The organism is Stenotrophomonas maltophilia, from assembly GCF_013464915.1.
Lineage (GTDB): Bacteria > Pseudomonadota > Gammaproteobacteria > Xanthomonadales > Xanthomonadaceae > Stenotrophomonas > Stenotrophomonas maltophilia_AT.
In genome coordinates this window covers 1-14,212 of sequence record NZ_RAVT01000044.1, presented here as the reverse complement: position 1 = coordinate 14,212, position 14,212 = coordinate 1, and the positions used below count along the sequence as shown (strand labels likewise).

At 66.9% G+C, this 14,212-nt stretch carries 13 protein-coding genes; 9 read left to right on the top strand and 4 right to left on the bottom strand.

What is annotated here, in order from left to right; translation table 11 throughout:
* Nucleotides 1-59: 59 nt before the first annotated feature.
* The 4 genes from D7T59_RS15240 to D7T59_RS15225 form a co-directional block, all read right to left on the bottom strand.
* Nucleotides 60-518 (bottom strand): hypothetical protein, encoded by a 459-nt coding sequence (locus tag D7T59_RS15240; RefSeq protein WP_106551168.1) that lies wholly within the window; start codon nt 516-518, stop codon nt 60-62.
* Between the two features lie 196 nt (nt 519-714).
* Nucleotides 715-1,434: an aquaporin Z gene (gene aqpZ / locus D7T59_RS15235; protein ID WP_006462519.1), complete on the bottom strand. Its 720-nt coding sequence runs from the start codon at nt 1,432-1,434 to the stop codon at nt 715-717.
* 120 nt (nt 1,435-1,554) lie between these two features.
* The gene (locus D7T59_RS15230) at nt 1,555-2,418 is read right to left on the bottom strand and encodes a pirin family protein (protein WP_164138663.1); all 864 of its coding nucleotides are present in this window, start codon (nt 2,416-2,418) and stop codon (nt 1,555-1,557) included.
* Between the two features lie 624 nt (nt 2,419-3,042).
* A complete protein-coding gene (locus tag D7T59_RS15225; RefSeq protein WP_180850891.1) occupies nt 3,043-5,106 on the bottom strand; it encodes a 3-hydroxyacyl-CoA dehydrogenase NAD-binding domain-containing protein in 2,064 nt (687 codons plus the stop codon).
* A gap of 235 nt (nt 5,107-5,341) precedes the next feature.
* On the opposite strand from D7T59_RS15225, the gene rpoE reads away from it, so the two are divergent.
* From rpoE to recO, 9 genes are all read left to right on the top strand, one after another.
* Nucleotides 5,342-5,962 (top strand): RNA polymerase sigma factor RpoE, encoded by a 621-nt coding sequence (gene rpoE, locus D7T59_RS15220; protein ID WP_005414197.1) that lies wholly within the window; start codon nt 5,342-5,344, stop codon nt 5,960-5,962.
* Entirely contained in the window at nt 5,959-6,840 is an 882-nt protein-coding gene (locus D7T59_RS15215) for a sigma-E factor negative regulatory protein (RefSeq protein ID WP_164139337.1), read from the top strand. The genes rpoE and D7T59_RS15215 overlap by 4 nt, the downstream gene beginning before the upstream one ends.
* 74 nt (nt 6,841-6,914) lie before the next feature.
* The gene (locus D7T59_RS15210; RefSeq protein WP_180850892.1) at nt 6,915-8,450 is read left to right on the top strand and encodes a DegQ family serine endoprotease; all 1,536 of its coding nucleotides are present in this window, start codon (nt 6,915-6,917) and stop codon (nt 8,448-8,450) included.
* A gap of 180 nt (nt 8,451-8,630) precedes the next feature.
* On the top strand, nt 8,631-10,424 hold the full coding sequence (lepA, locus tag D7T59_RS15205) for a translation elongation factor 4 (RefSeq protein ID WP_005410603.1): 1,794 nt from the start codon (nt 8,631-8,633) through the stop codon (nt 10,422-10,424).
* A gap of 54 nt (nt 10,425-10,478) precedes the next feature.
* Nucleotides 10,479-11,273 carry a signal peptidase I gene (lepB, locus tag D7T59_RS15200; RefSeq protein ID WP_049429924.1) on the top strand — a complete coding sequence of 265 codons (795 nt, stop codon included), beginning with the start codon at nt 10,479-10,481 and terminating at the stop codon, nt 11,271-11,273.
* A gap of 52 nt (nt 11,274-11,325) precedes the next feature.
* Nucleotides 11,326-11,709, top strand: coding sequence for a DUF4845 domain-containing protein (locus D7T59_RS15195; RefSeq protein ID WP_005410601.1), 384 nt, complete (start codon nt 11,326-11,328; stop codon nt 11,707-11,709).
* Entirely contained in the window at nt 11,699-12,379 is a 681-nt protein-coding gene (gene rnc / locus D7T59_RS15190; RefSeq protein WP_032129847.1) for a ribonuclease III, read from the top strand. The genes D7T59_RS15195 and rnc overlap by 11 nt, the downstream gene beginning before the upstream one ends.
* Nucleotides 12,376-13,272: a GTPase Era gene (gene era, locus D7T59_RS15185; RefSeq protein ID WP_005410599.1), complete on the top strand. Its 897-nt coding sequence runs from the start codon at nt 12,376-12,378 to the stop codon at nt 13,270-13,272. Before rnc ends, era begins: the two co-directional genes overlap by 4 nt.
* Before the next feature lie 18 nt (nt 13,273-13,290).
* Nucleotides 13,291-14,010, top strand: a complete 720-nt coding sequence (gene recO / locus D7T59_RS15180) for a DNA repair protein RecO (RefSeq protein WP_180850893.1) — start codon at nt 13,291-13,293, stop codon at nt 14,008-14,010.
* Nucleotides 14,011-14,212: the final 202 nt, after the last annotated feature.

Sequence of the window (14,212 nt, the reverse complement as noted above, 5' to 3'; positions counted from 1 at the left end):
CGGACGTCGCACGCGTCGGGTGCTGCGGGGATGCTGCCAGGCAGTCATCCCCGCCATCGTCAGTTCCCGGCAGCCACGGCCGACGGGGTCAGGCTCATGCCCTGCGCCAGCTGCTGCAGCGAGCCCAGTTCCTGCGCGCTGTCCGGATACAGCGAAATCTGCGCGTAACGCCCTTTGTCGAGCTTGACCACACTGATGCGGCGCTCGGCATAGCCGGGCGGCTGCTGGCCCCCCAGATCGGGCTGGTACCAGTACAGCGATTCACCGCCGAAGCTGCCCTTTTCCTGGCGCAACGAGCGGTTCAATGGAAGGTTGGGATCGCGCGCACTGAGCATCAGGCTCAGTACCTCGCGGCCATCGCCGGTGCTGGCGCGGCAGACCAGGAAATCGGCCTGTGCCTGCTGTTGCCACTGCAGGCCGCTGCTGGCCGGCAATGAAGGACATTCGGTGGGAGCCTGCGCGGCGGCCTGGGCCGCAGCGAACAGCAGGCTCGACAACACTACAGGCGCGAACTTCATGCATCCCCCAAGGTGGTGTGTCGTTGGCTCCGCCGGATGGACCGGCAGCCTTGGCATCCCATCCCCGGATGCCACCCCGGCCGGCATGTGCACGGACGGTCAACTCAACCTTAACGGAACGTGAGCGATCGCACAAATTGCGGTTACAAGCGTAACCATTGCGGCCGAAGGTCGGCCGCAATGGTCCGCACAGGCCTCAGCGGTCGTTGCCGATCCACTTGTAGATGATGCCGCCGATCGCGCCACCCAGCAGCGGGGCGACCCAGAACAGCCACAGCTGGCTGACCGCACCGCTGCCGGCGAAGAAAGCCACGGCGGTGGAGCGGGCCGGGTTCACCGAGGTGTTGGTGACCGGGATGCTGATCAGGTGGATGAGGGTCAGCGACAGGCCGATCGCCAGCGGCGCGAAGCCAGCCGGTGCCTTGCCATGGGTGGAGCCCATGATCACGATCAGGAACACTGCGGTCAGCACCACTTCGCACAGGAAGGCCGCTGCCACGCTGTAACCGCCGGGTGACAGCGCGCCATAACCATTGCTGGCGAACGCACCGGCCTGGCTGCCGTCGATGGCGAAGCCGCTGGCCCCGGAGGCGATCTGCAGCAGGATGAAGCCGGCCAACAGGCCGCCAGCTACCTGGGCGATGATGTATGGCACCAGATCCTTGGTCGGGAAGCGTCCGCCGGCCCACAGGCCGACGCTGACCGCCGGATTGAAGTGCGCGCCGGAGATATGGCCGAACGCGTAGGCGCCGGTCACCACGGTCAGGCCAAAGGCCAGGGCAACGCCGAGGAAGCCGATACCCAGCGGATTGCCGTCACCGCCGAACTTGGCGGCCAGCACCGCACTGCCGCAGCCACCCAGAACCAGCCAGAACGTGCCGAGGAATTCGGCGGACAAGCGTTTACCCATGCTCATGTGTTGCACTCCTTTGACGGTGAAAGTGTGATTTATGTCACATTTCAGTGATCAGCGGGTGACTGTAGCGTCAACGCCGGGTGCAGGGATACACCTTCGGATGTGTGCAACACGCGATGTTCAGTACTGCGGCAGCGGGATGAATTCCTTGTCGTCGCCCGGAATGGTGCCGAAGCGGCCGGCTTCCCAATCGTGCTTGGCCTGCTCGATGCGCTCCTTCGAACTGGAGACGAAGTTCCACCACAGATGACGCGGGCCATCCAGCGGCTCGCCGCCGAACAGCATCGCCTTCACCGGCGTCTTCGCGCGCAGGCGGCCACGTGCACCGGCTTCCGGAATCACCAGGTGCTGCGCGGGGATGTCCACGCCATCCAGCTGCGCCTCGCCCTCGAGGATGTACAACGCGCGTTCGTGATGGCCGTCGTCGATGTCGATTTCCGCATCCGGGTCGAGATCGATCGCCACGTTGAGGGTGTCGGCGAATACCTTCACCGGCGATTCCTCGCCATAGGCGCGGCCGGCGATCACCCGCAGCCAGGCGCCATTGCGGCGCTGCTCGGGCAGGGTGGCCGCGGCATGGTGGTAGAACGCCGGTTCGATTTCCTCGTGCGACTTCGGCAGTGCCACCCAGGTCTGCATGCCGTGGATCGGGTTGTCATGGTCGCGGTCCGGTTGCGGCGTGCGCTCGGAATGGGCGATGCCACGGCCGGCGGTCATCCAGTTGACGTCACCGGGACGGATCACCTGGTCCGAGCCGAGCGTATCGCGGTGGCCGATGGCACCCGACCACAGGTAGGTCACGGTGGCCAGGCCGATATGCGGATGCGGGCGCACGTCGATGGCCGTGCCGGGGTGCATGAGTGCAGGGCCCATCTGGTCGACGAACACGAACGAGCCGATGCTGCGCGCCTGCAGGGTCGGGACGGCGCGACGGACTTCGAGGCCGCCGATGTCGTGCACGCGCGGGGCGATGATGGTGGTCATGCGGGCGTTCTCGCTGGCAGGGATCAGAGCGCCAGCATCGCATGCGGCTGTGACGGGGACATTCCCCGTATGGGTAACAGGTTGTTCCAGCCAACGGCGCAGCCCCTCGTGGCTGAACGATCGGTAGAGTCGACTGTTAGTCGACTTGCGCTTGGCCGGGSGGGGTGGGTTCGCGGGGGACGCCGTAAACCCGTCCTTGGAGGCTTGGCCGCGGCATCCATGCCGCGGACACCCCCGCGAACCCACCCCGCCCGGCCTCTGACAGTTTCCGTGTGCTGTCCAGCCACGGAGAAGAAAAAAGAAAATCAAAATCAAAATCAAACGCCGGTCGCTTCGCTCCAGATGGCGACCAAGGTAGCCACCCACCCGTCCGTAGCGATCCCGACCGGAATCGCAGTTCACCGACCGTCACCGGGAAACTGTCAGGGGTGGGGCGGTGTGGGCAGGCAGGACCGTTGGCGCCATGGATGGCGCCATCGAGCCCCCATGGATGGGTTYACGGCGTGTCCTGCCTGCCCACACCGCCCCGCCCAACAAACAGAAAAGCCAGAGCCGGCTGTTGCTCCGGCTCTGGCTTTGGCTTTTGATCCAGCGGGTGCCGGGCCGCAGGCCCGGCCGATAAACTCAAACCACCGGTTCGCGCAGGGCGGGGTTGTCCCAGCCCGGGCGCGGGGCGAAACGGTCACCGTGGCGCTGCTGCAGCGCCTTCAGCCGCTCGACGATCGCATCGGCACCGACCGCACGGATGTGCTGGATCGGACCACCGCGGAACGGTGCGAAACCGGTGCCGAAGATCACGCCGGCATCCAGCAGGTCCGCATCGGCCACCACGCCTTCGTGCAGGCACGCCACCGCCTCGTTCAACAGCGGCAGGATCAGGCGGTCCTCCAGGTCGGCCGGGGCCTGGTAATCGCTGGCCACGTCCGGCTTCTTCGGCTTGCCGTTTTCCCAGGTGTAGATGCCCTGGCCATCCTTCTTGCCGCGCTTGTCCGGTTCCACCGTCTGCAGCGCGGCCGGAATCTGCAGGCCGAGGAACGGCGCCAGCTCGCGACCGACACCGGCGGCCACGTCCAGGCCCACGGTGTCGATCAGTTCGATCGGGCCCATCGGCATGCCGAACTTCACCGCCGCCTTGTCGATCACCGGGCCCGGAATGCCTTCGGCGTACGCGGTGGCCGCTTCCAGCATGTACGGGAACAGCACGCGGTTGACCAGGAAGCCCGGGCTGCCGGCCACCGGCACCGGGAACTTGCCCAGCGCCTTGCAGAACGCGGCCAGGCGGCGTTCGGTCTCCGGCGCCATGCCGTCGTGGTGGATGATCTCCACCAGCGGCATCTGCGCCACCGGGTTGAAGTAGTGCAGGCCGGCGAACTGCGCCGGGCGCTGGATGTGGTCGCGCAGTTCCACCAGCGGAATCGACGAGGTGTTGGTGGTCAGCAGCGCGTCGTGCTTCATCTTCGGTTCCAGCGTCTGGTACAGCGCACGCTTGGCCTCCGGGTTCTCGATGATCGCCTCGATCACCAGGTCGGCCTCGGCCACGCCGTTGCCTTCCAGGTCGGCACGCAGGCGTGCGGCCACGGCGGGGCGCTTGCTCTCGTCACGCACCTTCTTGGCGAACAGCGCCTGCGCGCGTTCCATGGCCGGGTCGATGAAGCGCTGCTCGCGGTCCTGCAGGGTTACGTCGAAGCCCTTGTAGGCGGCCCACGCGGCGATGTCGCCGCCCATCACGCCGGCGCCGACCACATGCACGTGGCGGATGCCAGAGTCGCCGCCACCCAGGCCCTTCAGGCGCTCGGTCAGGAAGAAGATGCGGATCAGGTTGCGCGCGGTCGGGGTGCTGGCGAGCTTCACCACGGCGCGGCGTTCGGCATCCAGGCGTGCCTGGATCGGCTTGCCGCCGCTGCGCTGCCAGGTGCTGATCAGTGCGTACGGCGCCGGGTACTGGTCCTTCTTCGCCTTGCGCGCGACCTGCTTGACCATCTGCGGGGCCAGCAGGGAGCGGGCCAGCCAGGTGTTGGTCGCCCACGCCGTCGCGCGCTGCTTGAACGGGCGGGTGGTTCCGGACAGGGCCAGCGCCACGGCGGTATCGAGCACCACCGCCGGTGCCACCACCTTGTCGACCAGGCCGATGCCACGCGCTGCCGACGCCGACAGGGTGCGGCCGGTCAGCATCATGTCCATCGCCGCCGGAGCGCCCACCAGCTGCGGCAGGCGCGCGCTGCCGCCCCAGCCGGGGAAAATGCCCAGCTGGGTTTCCGGCAGGCCTATGCGGGTGCTGCTGTCATTGGAGGCCACGCGGTAGCGGCAGGCCAGTGCCAGCTCGGTGCCGCCGCCCAGGCAGTGGCCGTGGATGGCCGCCACGGTGGGGCAGGGCAGCTCGGCCAGCTTCTGGTAGGTGGCCTGGCCGCGGCGGATGGCATCGTTGACGGTGCCGCGACGGTCGAACTCCTGGAACTCCTTCAGGTCCGCGCCGGCAATGAACCCTGCCTTCTTCAACGACTGGATCACCACGCCCTTGGGCGGGTCCAGCGCGATGCGTTCCAGCAGATCCCCCAGTTCCAGCAGCACGTCCTGCGACATCGCGTTGACGCTGCTGTCCTGACGATCCAGGGAGAGGACCACCACGCCGTCGTCGCGGATCTCGGGGTGCCAGTGGCTGAAGCGGAGACCATCGAAGCCTGAGAGCATGGACGTTCCATCCGGTTGTGTATGGAGAAGCGGCTATGATCCAGAGGTTGTTTCCCCCGCGTCAAATCCCAATAGCAGGGGAGTAGCGACCCCGGATCCATGGCCGTGGACCGGGACGCTAACGGAACGGTGGTTAAAAGCTGGTGCGGCGCCGGGTGATCGGCGACTGAACTTTTCCCGGGATTGGCAGTCTCATTGCCCGACGTCGGTTGGGCTGACAGGAGTGCGGCCCCTCATGGCCGAGGTTGATACACCACAGGAGCTGGATCTGGAACTGGTCCGGCGCGTGCAGCACGGCGAGAGCGCCGCGTTCGATGTCCTGGTGCGCAAGTACCAGCATCGCGTGGTGGCCCTTGTCGGTCGCTACATCGCCGACTGGAGCGAATGTCAGGACGTCGCCCAGGACACTTTCATCCGTGCCTACCGCGCGATCGGAAGTTTCCGTGGCGATGCCCAGTTCTCAACCTGGTTGCATCGAATCGCCGTGAATACCGCCAAAAACTACCTGGCTTCACACAATCGACGGCCACCGACCGATGACATCGACATCGGCGATGCCGAACAGTTCGACAGTGGTACGCGCCTGCGCGACACCGACACGCCCGAACGCGAGTTGATGCGCCAGGAGCTGGAACAGACGGTGATGAAGGCCGTCAACGCGCTGCCGGAAGAGCTCCGGTCGGCGATCACCCTGCGCGAGGTGGAAGGCCTGAGCTACGAGGAAATCGCGCAGAAAATGGGGTGCCCGATCGGCACCGTGCGTTCACGGATCTTCCGGGCGCGCGAGGCGATCGACACCGAACTCCGGCCGCTGTTGGACATCGGCAGCGCCACCCGTGAGAAGAGCCGCGTATGACCAGTAATCCGTTCAACGAATCGCAGAACCATCAATCGCCCGCCGGGCAGCGCCTGGACCAGCGCCATCGCGAGCAGCTGTCGGCCCTGGTCGATGGCGAGCTGGGCGCCGATGAAGCGCGCTTCCTGCTGCGCCGGATGGAGCATGACCCCGAACTGGCCGGCTGCCAGGAGCGCTGGCAGCTGCTGGGCGATGTGATGCGCGGGCAGGCGTCGGCACTGGCGCCGGCCGGGTTCAGTGCCGCCGTGGCTGCCGCCATTGCCGCCGAGCCTGCGCCGCAGGCCGAGCCGCGCCGTCAGGTGCGCCGCAGTGGCTGGCGGGCCTGGGGTGGTGGTGCCGCCCTGGCCGCTTCGGTGGCGGCGGTGGCACTGTTCATGGGCGGTGAGAAGCTGCAGGAGGCCGCCCCGGGCGAGCCGTTGGCACCGCAGGTGATCGCCAGCCAGGCAGAGCTGCCGAGCGCGCCGACCGATCCTGCCCCGGTTACCGAGGCCTCAGCGGACACTGCCGCGATGGCCGTGGCGGCGGCTCCCGCCCTGGCGATGGCCGCTGCCAGTCGCCGCCAGGACACCCGCCGCGCCAGTGCCACCCGCAGCCAGCAGGCCGCGCGTGCCGCCCAGCGCGAGGACGTGCCGCAACGCGCGGTGGCAACAGCACAGGCGCCGCTGACTCCGACCGTGCCGGCCAATGCCGGCCGCAACATGCCGTTTGGCGAGGTCGGTGGGCTGCAGGCCCGGCCGTGGCCGCGTTCCAGCCTGGCGCCTGCCGCCGGCGGCGCGCTCAATGCCAGCTTCCCGGCCCATGCCGGTGGCGCCGCGTTCTACCCGTTCGAGCCGCGCCTGCAGGACGACCTGCCGGTGCCGCCGCGCCCGCGCGACTGAGCCGGGCGCTTTCACGCCCCGCCGTCGGCGGGGCCCGTATTCCTTTTCCCATCCGATCCGGAGGTTGCCGTCCGATGACTCCCCGACTCCGCACGCAGGCCATTGGCCTGCTGGCCCTGACCCTGCCGCTGATGGCCTGCGCGCAGGCACCGGCTCCGGCCGCCCCGAGCCAGGCTGCCCCGGCCGCCGCGCCGCGGGCACCGGCACCGCCGCTGGTTACCGGCCTGCCCGATTTCACCAACCTTGTCGAACAGGTCGGGCCGGGTGTGGTCAACGTCGACACCACCATCGTCCGCAACAACCGCCAGGCTTCGCGGGGCCCGATGGGCGGTGACGACGACATGCCGGAGTTCTTCCGCCGCTTCTTCGGCCCGGACTTCCCGATGCCGGGGCAGGGACCGGGTGGGCAGGACGGTGGTCCCAGCATCAAGGGCCGTGGCATGGGGTCGGGCTTCATCATCTCGCCCGACGGCTATGTGCTGACCAACTACCACGTGGTGGCCGATGCCAGCGACGTGAAGGTCAAGCTGGGCGACAGCCGTGAGTTCAACGCCAAGGTGGTGGGCAGCGACCAGCAGTACGACGTGGCGCTGCTGAAGATCGATGGCAAGAACCTGCCGACCGTGCGCGTGGGCGATTCCAACACGCTGAAGCCCGGCCAGTGGGTTGTCGCGATCGGCTCGCCGTTCGGTCTCGACCACTCGGTCACCGCCGGTATCGTCAGCGCACTGGGCCGCAGCACCGGTGGCGCCGACCAGCGCTACGTACCGTTCATCCAGACCGACGTGGCGATCAACCAGGGCAATTCCGGTGGTCCGCTGCTGAACACCCGTGGCGAAGTGGTCGGCATCAACTCGCAGATCTTCTCCGCCTCCGGCGGCTACATGGGCATCAGCTTCGCGATCCCGATCGACCTGGCGATGAGCGCGGTCGAGCAGATCAAGAAGAGCGGCAAGGTCACCCGTGGCCAGCTGGGTGCGGTGGTCGAGCCGATCGATGCGCTGAAGGCGCAGGGCCTGGGCCTGCCCGACAGCCGTGGCGCGCTGGTCAACCAGATCGTCGCCGGCAGTGCCGCGGAGAAGGCCGGTGTGCAGATCGGCGACGTGGTGCGTTCGGTCAACGGCAGCCCGGTCAACACCTGGTCCGACCTGCCGCCGCTGATCGGTGCGATGGCACCGGGCAGCCGGGTCACCCTGGGTGTGATCCGCGATGGCAAGCCGCGTGATCTCAGCGCCACGCTCACGGCGCTGAGCGAAGACGGCCAGGGCAATGCCCGTGCGGCGGCTGCCGCCAAGGCCGATGCGGCACCGCAGGCCGGCGCCAATGCCCTGCTGGGACTGGACGTGAGCGACCTGACCGCGCCGCAGCGCAAGCAGTTCGGCCTGGATGGCAACGAAGGCGTTCGCATCACCGGGGTCAAGGGCCAGGCGGCGCGCGATGCCGGCCTGTCTCCGGGCATGGTGATCCTGCAGGTCGGCCGCACCCCGGTCGGCAGCGTGGAGGGCCTGAACCGGGCGCTGTCCAGCTACAAGAAGGACGACGTGGTGATGCTGCTGGTGCGCACCGGCAACGGCAACAGCGCCTTCGTGGCGGTGAAGGCCGGCCAGTAAGGCTCGCCCGGGGCCGCCGCCGCGGCCCTTGTCCGCCCCCGAAGCCCCGCCCTGGCGGGGCTTCGGCCTTTCCGGGCCAGGCCCGATGAGACCGCTTTCGCGGCGGGGCGCCGGGCGTGCGATAATCGACCGTTACCCTGACGACGCCGCGCGCCGCCGCCACCTATGTCTTCTGATTCGATGCGGAACATCCGCAACTTCTCCATCATCGCCCATGTCGACCACGGCAAGTCCACGCTGGCCGACCGCATCATCCAGCTTTGTGGTGGCCTGCAGGCCCGCGAGATGGAAGCGCAGGTGCTCGACTCCAACCCGATCGAGCGCGAGCGTGGCATCACGATCAAGGCACAGTCGGTGTCGCTGCCGTACCTGGCCAAGGACGGGCAGACCTACCACCTGAACTTCATCGACACGCCCGGCCACGTCGACTTCTCCTATGAAGTCAGCCGCTCGCTGGCTGCCTGCGAAGGCGCGCTGCTGGTGGTCGATGCGGCCCAGGGCGTGGAAGCGCAGTCGGTGGCCAACTGCTACACCGCGGTGGAGCAGGGCCTGGAAGTGGTGCCGGTGATCAACAAGATCGACCTGCCGACCGCCGACATCGAGCGTGCCAAGGCCGAGATCGAGGCCGTGATCGGCATCGACGCCTCCGACGCCGTGCCGGTCAGCGCCAAGACCGGCCTGAACGTGCAGGACGTGCTGGAAGCGATCGTGCATCGCATCCCGCCGCCGACGCCGCGCGACACCGAGAAGCTGCAGGCGCTGATCATCGACTCCTGGTTCGACAACTACCTGGGCGTGGTCTCGCTGGTGCGCGTGATGCAGGGCGAGATCAAGGCCGGTGACAAGCTGCAGGTGATGTCCACCGGCCGCAACCACCAGGTCGACAACGTCGGCGTGTTCACGCCGAAGCGGAAAGTGCTGCCTGCGCTGCGTGCCGGTGAAGTGGGCTGGGTCACTGCCAGCATCAAGGACGTGCACGGTGCGCCGGTCGGCGACACCCTGACCCTGGCCGGCGATCCGGCACCGAAGCCGCTGCCGGGTTTCCAGGAAATGCAGCCGCGCGTGTTCGCCGGCCTGTTCCCGGTCGATGCCGAGGATTACCCGGACCTGCGCGAAGCGCTGGACAAGCTGCGCCTGAACGATGCCGCGCTGCGTTTCGAGCCGGAAAGCTCCGAGGCGATGGGCTTCGGCTTCCGCTGCGGCTTCCTGGGCATGCTGCACATGGAGATCGTGCAGGAGCGCCTGGAGCGCGAATACAACCTGGACCTGATCAGCACCGCGCCGACGGTGGTGTATGAAGTCCTGAAGACCGATGGCTCGATCATCAACATGGACAACCCGGCCAAGCTGCCGCCGGTGAACCAGGTCGAGGAGATCCGCGAGCCGATCATCCGTGCCAACGTGCTCACCCCCGAGGAGTACATCGGCAACATCATCAAGCTGTGCGAAGAAAAGCGCGGCAGCCAGATCGGCATCAACTACCTGGGCAGCCAGGTGCAGATCAGCTACGAGCTGCCGATGGCCGAGGTGGTGCTGGACTTCTTCGACAAGCTGAAGTCGGTCAGCCGTGGCTATGCCTCGCTGGACTACCACTTCGTGCGCTTCGACGCCGGCCCGTTCGTGCGCGTGGACGTGCTGATCAACGGCGACAAGGTCGACGCGCTGTCGCTGATCGTGCACCGCAGCCATGCCGACCGCCGTGGCCGCGAGCTGTGCGAGAAGATGAAGGACCTGATTCCGCGCCAGATGTTCGACGTGGCCATCCAGGCGGCGGTCGGCTCGCAGATCATCGCCCGTACCACGGTCAAGGCCATGCGCAAGAACGTGCTGGCCAAGTGCTATGGTGGCGACGTTTCGCGCAAGAAGAAGCTTCTGGAAAAGCAGAAGGAAGGCAAGAAGCGCATGAAGCAGGTCGGCCGTGTGGAGATTCCGCAGGAAGCGTTCCTGGCCGTGCTGCAGATGGACAACAAGTAATCCCGCACCGGCCCTGCGGGGCCGGTCGTCCGGTGACGTTGCAAAGGACCCTGAATGAAACTGTTTGAGATCCTCCTGGTCGTGCTGACCCTGGCCTCGGGCCTGATCCTGCTTGCGGACAAGCTTTACCTCGCCAAGCGTCGCGCCCAGCGCGCCGGCCTGCTCGATTCCGAGCCGGTGCTGGTGGATTACTCGCGTGCGTTCTTCCCGGTGCTGGCGATCGTGCTGATCGTGCGCAGCTTCATTGCCGAGCCGTACAAGATCCCGTCCAGTTCGATGATGCCGAACCTGCTGATCGGCGATTTCATCCTGGTCAACAAGTTCTCCTACGGCCTGCGCCTGCCGATCAGCAACACCAAGATCGTGCCGTTCGGCGAGCCCTCGCGTGGCGACGTGGTGGTGTTCCACTTCCCCGGCCACAGCGACAACGACCCGGCCAAGGGCGAGAACTTCATCAAGCGCGTGATCGGCGTGCCGGGTGACACCGTGGTCTTCGAAGGCGACGGCGTGACCCTCAACGGCGAGCCGCTGAAGTACGACAACAAGGGCATCTACGCCGGCCACAAGGGCCAGGGCGAGGGCGCCAACCTGCTGGTCGAGCACCTGCCGGGCCGCACCCACACCGTGCTGGAGACCGACTACCCGCGCGGCCAGGGCCAGTGGACCGTGCCGGCCGGCAAGTACCTGGTGATGGGCGACAACCGCGACAACAGCGACGACGGCCGTTTCTGGGGCCTGCTGCCGGAAGAGAACCTGCGCGGCAAGGCTTTCCTGATCTGGCTGAACTGCCAGGGCTGGTTCTGCAAGGATGGCTTCGAGCCGTCGCGGATCGGCTCGAGCATCAACTGATCGGGCATCAACCGGGTATTTCCACATCCAACGCGTATCTGGGGAGAACGCAATGAAGACGATGAACACGCAGCGCGGCATGACCCTGACCTCGTTCCTGACGGTCCTGATCGTGGTCGGTTTCTTCCTCTACATCGGCATGAAGCTGTTCCCGATGTACCAGGAGTACTACGCCGTGCGCTCGGCGATGAAGAGCCTGGCCAACGAGCCGGGCGTGGGCAGCATGGAGCCGTCGCGGATCCAGGACCTGTTCTTCAAGCGCCTGTACATCAACTACTCGGACAATGTGAAGCCGGCCAACGTGAAGTTCGATCGCCGCGACAATGGCTGGACCCTCAAGGTCAACTACGAAGTGCGCCGTCAGCTGATCGGCAACCTCGATGTGGTTGGCAAATTCGATTCTTCCCAGGACCTGACACGAAGCGGTGCCCAGTAAATTCATCCAACGTGGCGACCTGATTGGTCATGCCTTCAGCGATCCGGCCCTGCTCAAGCAGGCGCTGACGCATCGCAGTGCCGGTGCGCCGCACAACGAGCGCCTGGAATTCCTCGGCGACAGCATCGTCAACATGATGGCGGCCGAGGCGTTGTACCGACGCTGGCCCAAGGCTGACGAAGGGGCGATGACCCGTGCCCGTGCCGAGCTGGTGCGTGAAGGCGCGCTGGCGGTGATCGGGCGCACCCTGGAACTGGGCGAGCGGCTGACCCTGGGTCCAGGCGAAATGAAGTCCGGCGGTCATCGCCGTGACTCGATCCTGGCCGACGCGGTGGAAGCCGTGGTGGCTGCGATCTACCTGGATGCCGGCTTCGAGGCCTGCCGGGCGGTGGTGCTGCCCTGGTTCAGCGCTTCGATCGAGGCACTGCCGGCCTCCGGCCGGCCCGAGAAGGACCCCAAGACCCGCCTGCAGGAATGGCTGCAGGCCCGACAGAAGGCGTTGCCGCAGTATGAACTGGTGTCAGAATCCGGTGACGACCACGCCAAGCACTTCCGGGTACGCTGCAACGTAGCCGACCCGGCCGCCAGCACCGAGGGCGAAGGCGCCTCGCGGCGGCTTGCCGAACAACAGGCGGCTGCGGCCGTCCTAGAACAACTGGATTCCAAGTGAGCGAACAAACCCCTCATCATTGCGGCAGCGTGGCCGTCATCGGCCGCCCGAACGTGGGCAAGTCGACCCTGACCAATGCCCTGGTCGGTGCGAAGGTCAGCATCGTTTCCAACCGCCCGCAGACCACGCGTCATCGCCTGCTGGGCATCGCCACCTACCCGGAAGGCCAGCTGGTGCTGGTTGATACCCCTGGCCTGCACAAGGTGCAGAAACGGGCGATGAACCGGGTGATGAACCGTGCCGCGCGCGGTTCGCTGGAAGGTGTCGACGCCGGCCTGCTGGTGATTGAAGCCGGGCGCTGGGACGAAGAAGACAGCCTGGCCTTCAATGTGCTGCGCGACGCCGGCATTCCGGTGGTGCTGGTGGTCAACAAGATCGACCGCCTGAAGGAAAAGGGCGCGCTGCTGCCGTTCCTGCAGCAGGTGACCGAGGGCCGCGATTTTGCCGCCGTGCATCCGATCTCGGCGCAGAAGCGCAACGGCCTGGAAGCGCTGGTGCGCGACGTGCTGAAGCTGCTGCCGGAAGCGCCGCCGATGTTCGGCGAGGACGAGATCACCGACCGCAGCCAGCGTTTCCTGGCCGGCGAACTGGTACGTGAGCAGCTGATGCGCCAGCTTGGCGAAGAGCTGCCGTACGCCACCACCGTTGAGATCGAACGCTTTACCGAGGACGGCAACCTGCTGCGCATCGGTGCGGTGATCTGGGTCGAGCGCGAAGGCCAGAAGGCCATCGTGATCGGCAAGGGCGGCGCCCGCCTCAAGGAGATCGGCGCCAAGTCCCGCCTGCAGATGGAGCGTCTGTTCGGGGCCAAGGTGTTCCTTGAGACCTGGGTGCGCGTGCGTGAAGGCTGGTCCGATGACGAGGCCGCGCTGAAGGCCTTCGGTTACGAGTAAGCCGTTGCGGTCGCTTCGATGATGATCGAGGACGACACCGGCTTCGTGCTGCATGCACGGGCCTACCGCGAGACCAGCCTGCTGGTCGAAGTGTTGAGCGCGCAGCATGGCCGGATCGGCCTGCTCGCGCGTGGTGTGTCAACGGCGAAGGGGCAGGTGCTGCGCGCCGCCCTGCAGCCGCTGCAGTGGATCCGTTTCAGTGCCCAGCAGCGTGGTGAACTGGCCCAGCTGCGCGGCGCCGAAGCGCTGGATGCGGCACCCAGGCTGGTGGGTCAGGCGATGCTGGCCGGGTTCTACCTGAGTGAACTGACCCTGCGCCTGGCACCCCGCCAGGATCCGTTGCCCGAGTTGTATCTGGCCTACGGCGAAGCGCGCGCGCGGCTGGCGGTTGGTGCCGGCCTGGCCTGGACGCTGCGTCGTTTCGAGCGCGAGCTGCTATCTGCACTGGGCTTGGGTTTTGAGCTGGACAGTGCCAGCGACGGCCAGCCGATCGACCCGGCGGCGCGCTACGAACTGGATCCCCAGGAAGGGGCGCAACGCCTGCTCAGCGAGCGCGGCGGTGAGCGCCGCGCGGCCGCGACCGGCTCGGCGCTGCTGGCGTTGGCCGCCGACGAAGAACCCAACGCGGCCGACCTGGCCAGCCTGCGCCTGCCAATGCGGCGGGTGCTGGCCCATCATCTGGGGGCCAAGGGCCTGAAGTCCTGGGAACTGCTGGAGCAGCTGGCCCCCCGACGGTAGGGGGTGTTCGGCAGGGCTTGCAGCCCTGCACCTGCCGAATCAACGTCAACGTCAAAAGCAAAAGCTCGTTATCCGTGGGTAGGCGGGGTGGGTCCGGTTGCGGGAGACGCCGTGAACCCCCTCCGGGGTCCGGCCCAGCCGCTGGCGGCTGTGCGTTCGGGCGCTTGCGAAGCAGTGCTTCGCAAGCAAAGCGCCCTCACCC

Bases quoted from the DNA above. Each gene is read 5' to 3' on its own strand.
- D7T59_RS15240 (WP_106551168.1), bottom strand. From the start codon at position 518: ATGAAGTTCGCGCCTGTAGTGTTGTCGAGCCTGCTGTTCGCTGCGGCC.
- aqpZ (WP_006462519.1), bottom strand. From the start codon at position 1,434: ATGAGCATGGGTAAACGCTTGTCCGCCGAATTCCTCGGCACGTTCTGG.
- D7T59_RS15230 (WP_164138663.1), bottom strand. From the start codon at position 2,418: ATGACCACCATCATCGCCCCGCGCGTGCACGACATCGGCGGCCTCGAA.
- D7T59_RS15225 (WP_180850891.1), bottom strand. From the start codon at position 5,106: ATGCTCTCAGGCTTCGATGGTCTCCGCTTCAGCCACTGGCACCCCGAG.
- rpoE (WP_005414197.1), top strand. From the start codon at position 5,342: ATGGCCGAGGTTGATACACCACAGGAGCTGGATCTGGAACTGGTCCGG.
- D7T59_RS15215 (WP_164139337.1), top strand. From the start codon at position 5,959: ATGACCAGTAATCCGTTCAACGAATCGCAGAACCATCAATCGCCCGCC.
- D7T59_RS15210 (WP_180850892.1), top strand. From the start codon at position 6,915: ATGACTCCCCGACTCCGCACGCAGGCCATTGGCCTGCTGGCCCTGACC.
- lepA (WP_005410603.1), top strand. From the start codon at position 8,631: ATGCGGAACATCCGCAACTTCTCCATCATCGCCCATGTCGACCACGGC.
- lepB (WP_049429924.1), top strand. From the start codon at position 10,479: ATGAAACTGTTTGAGATCCTCCTGGTCGTGCTGACCCTGGCCTCGGGC.
- D7T59_RS15195 (WP_005410601.1), top strand. From the start codon at position 11,326: ATGAAGACGATGAACACGCAGCGCGGCATGACCCTGACCTCGTTCCTG.
- recO (WP_180850893.1), top strand. From the start codon at position 13,291: ATGATGATCGAGGACGACACCGGCTTCGTGCTGCATGCACGGGCCTAC.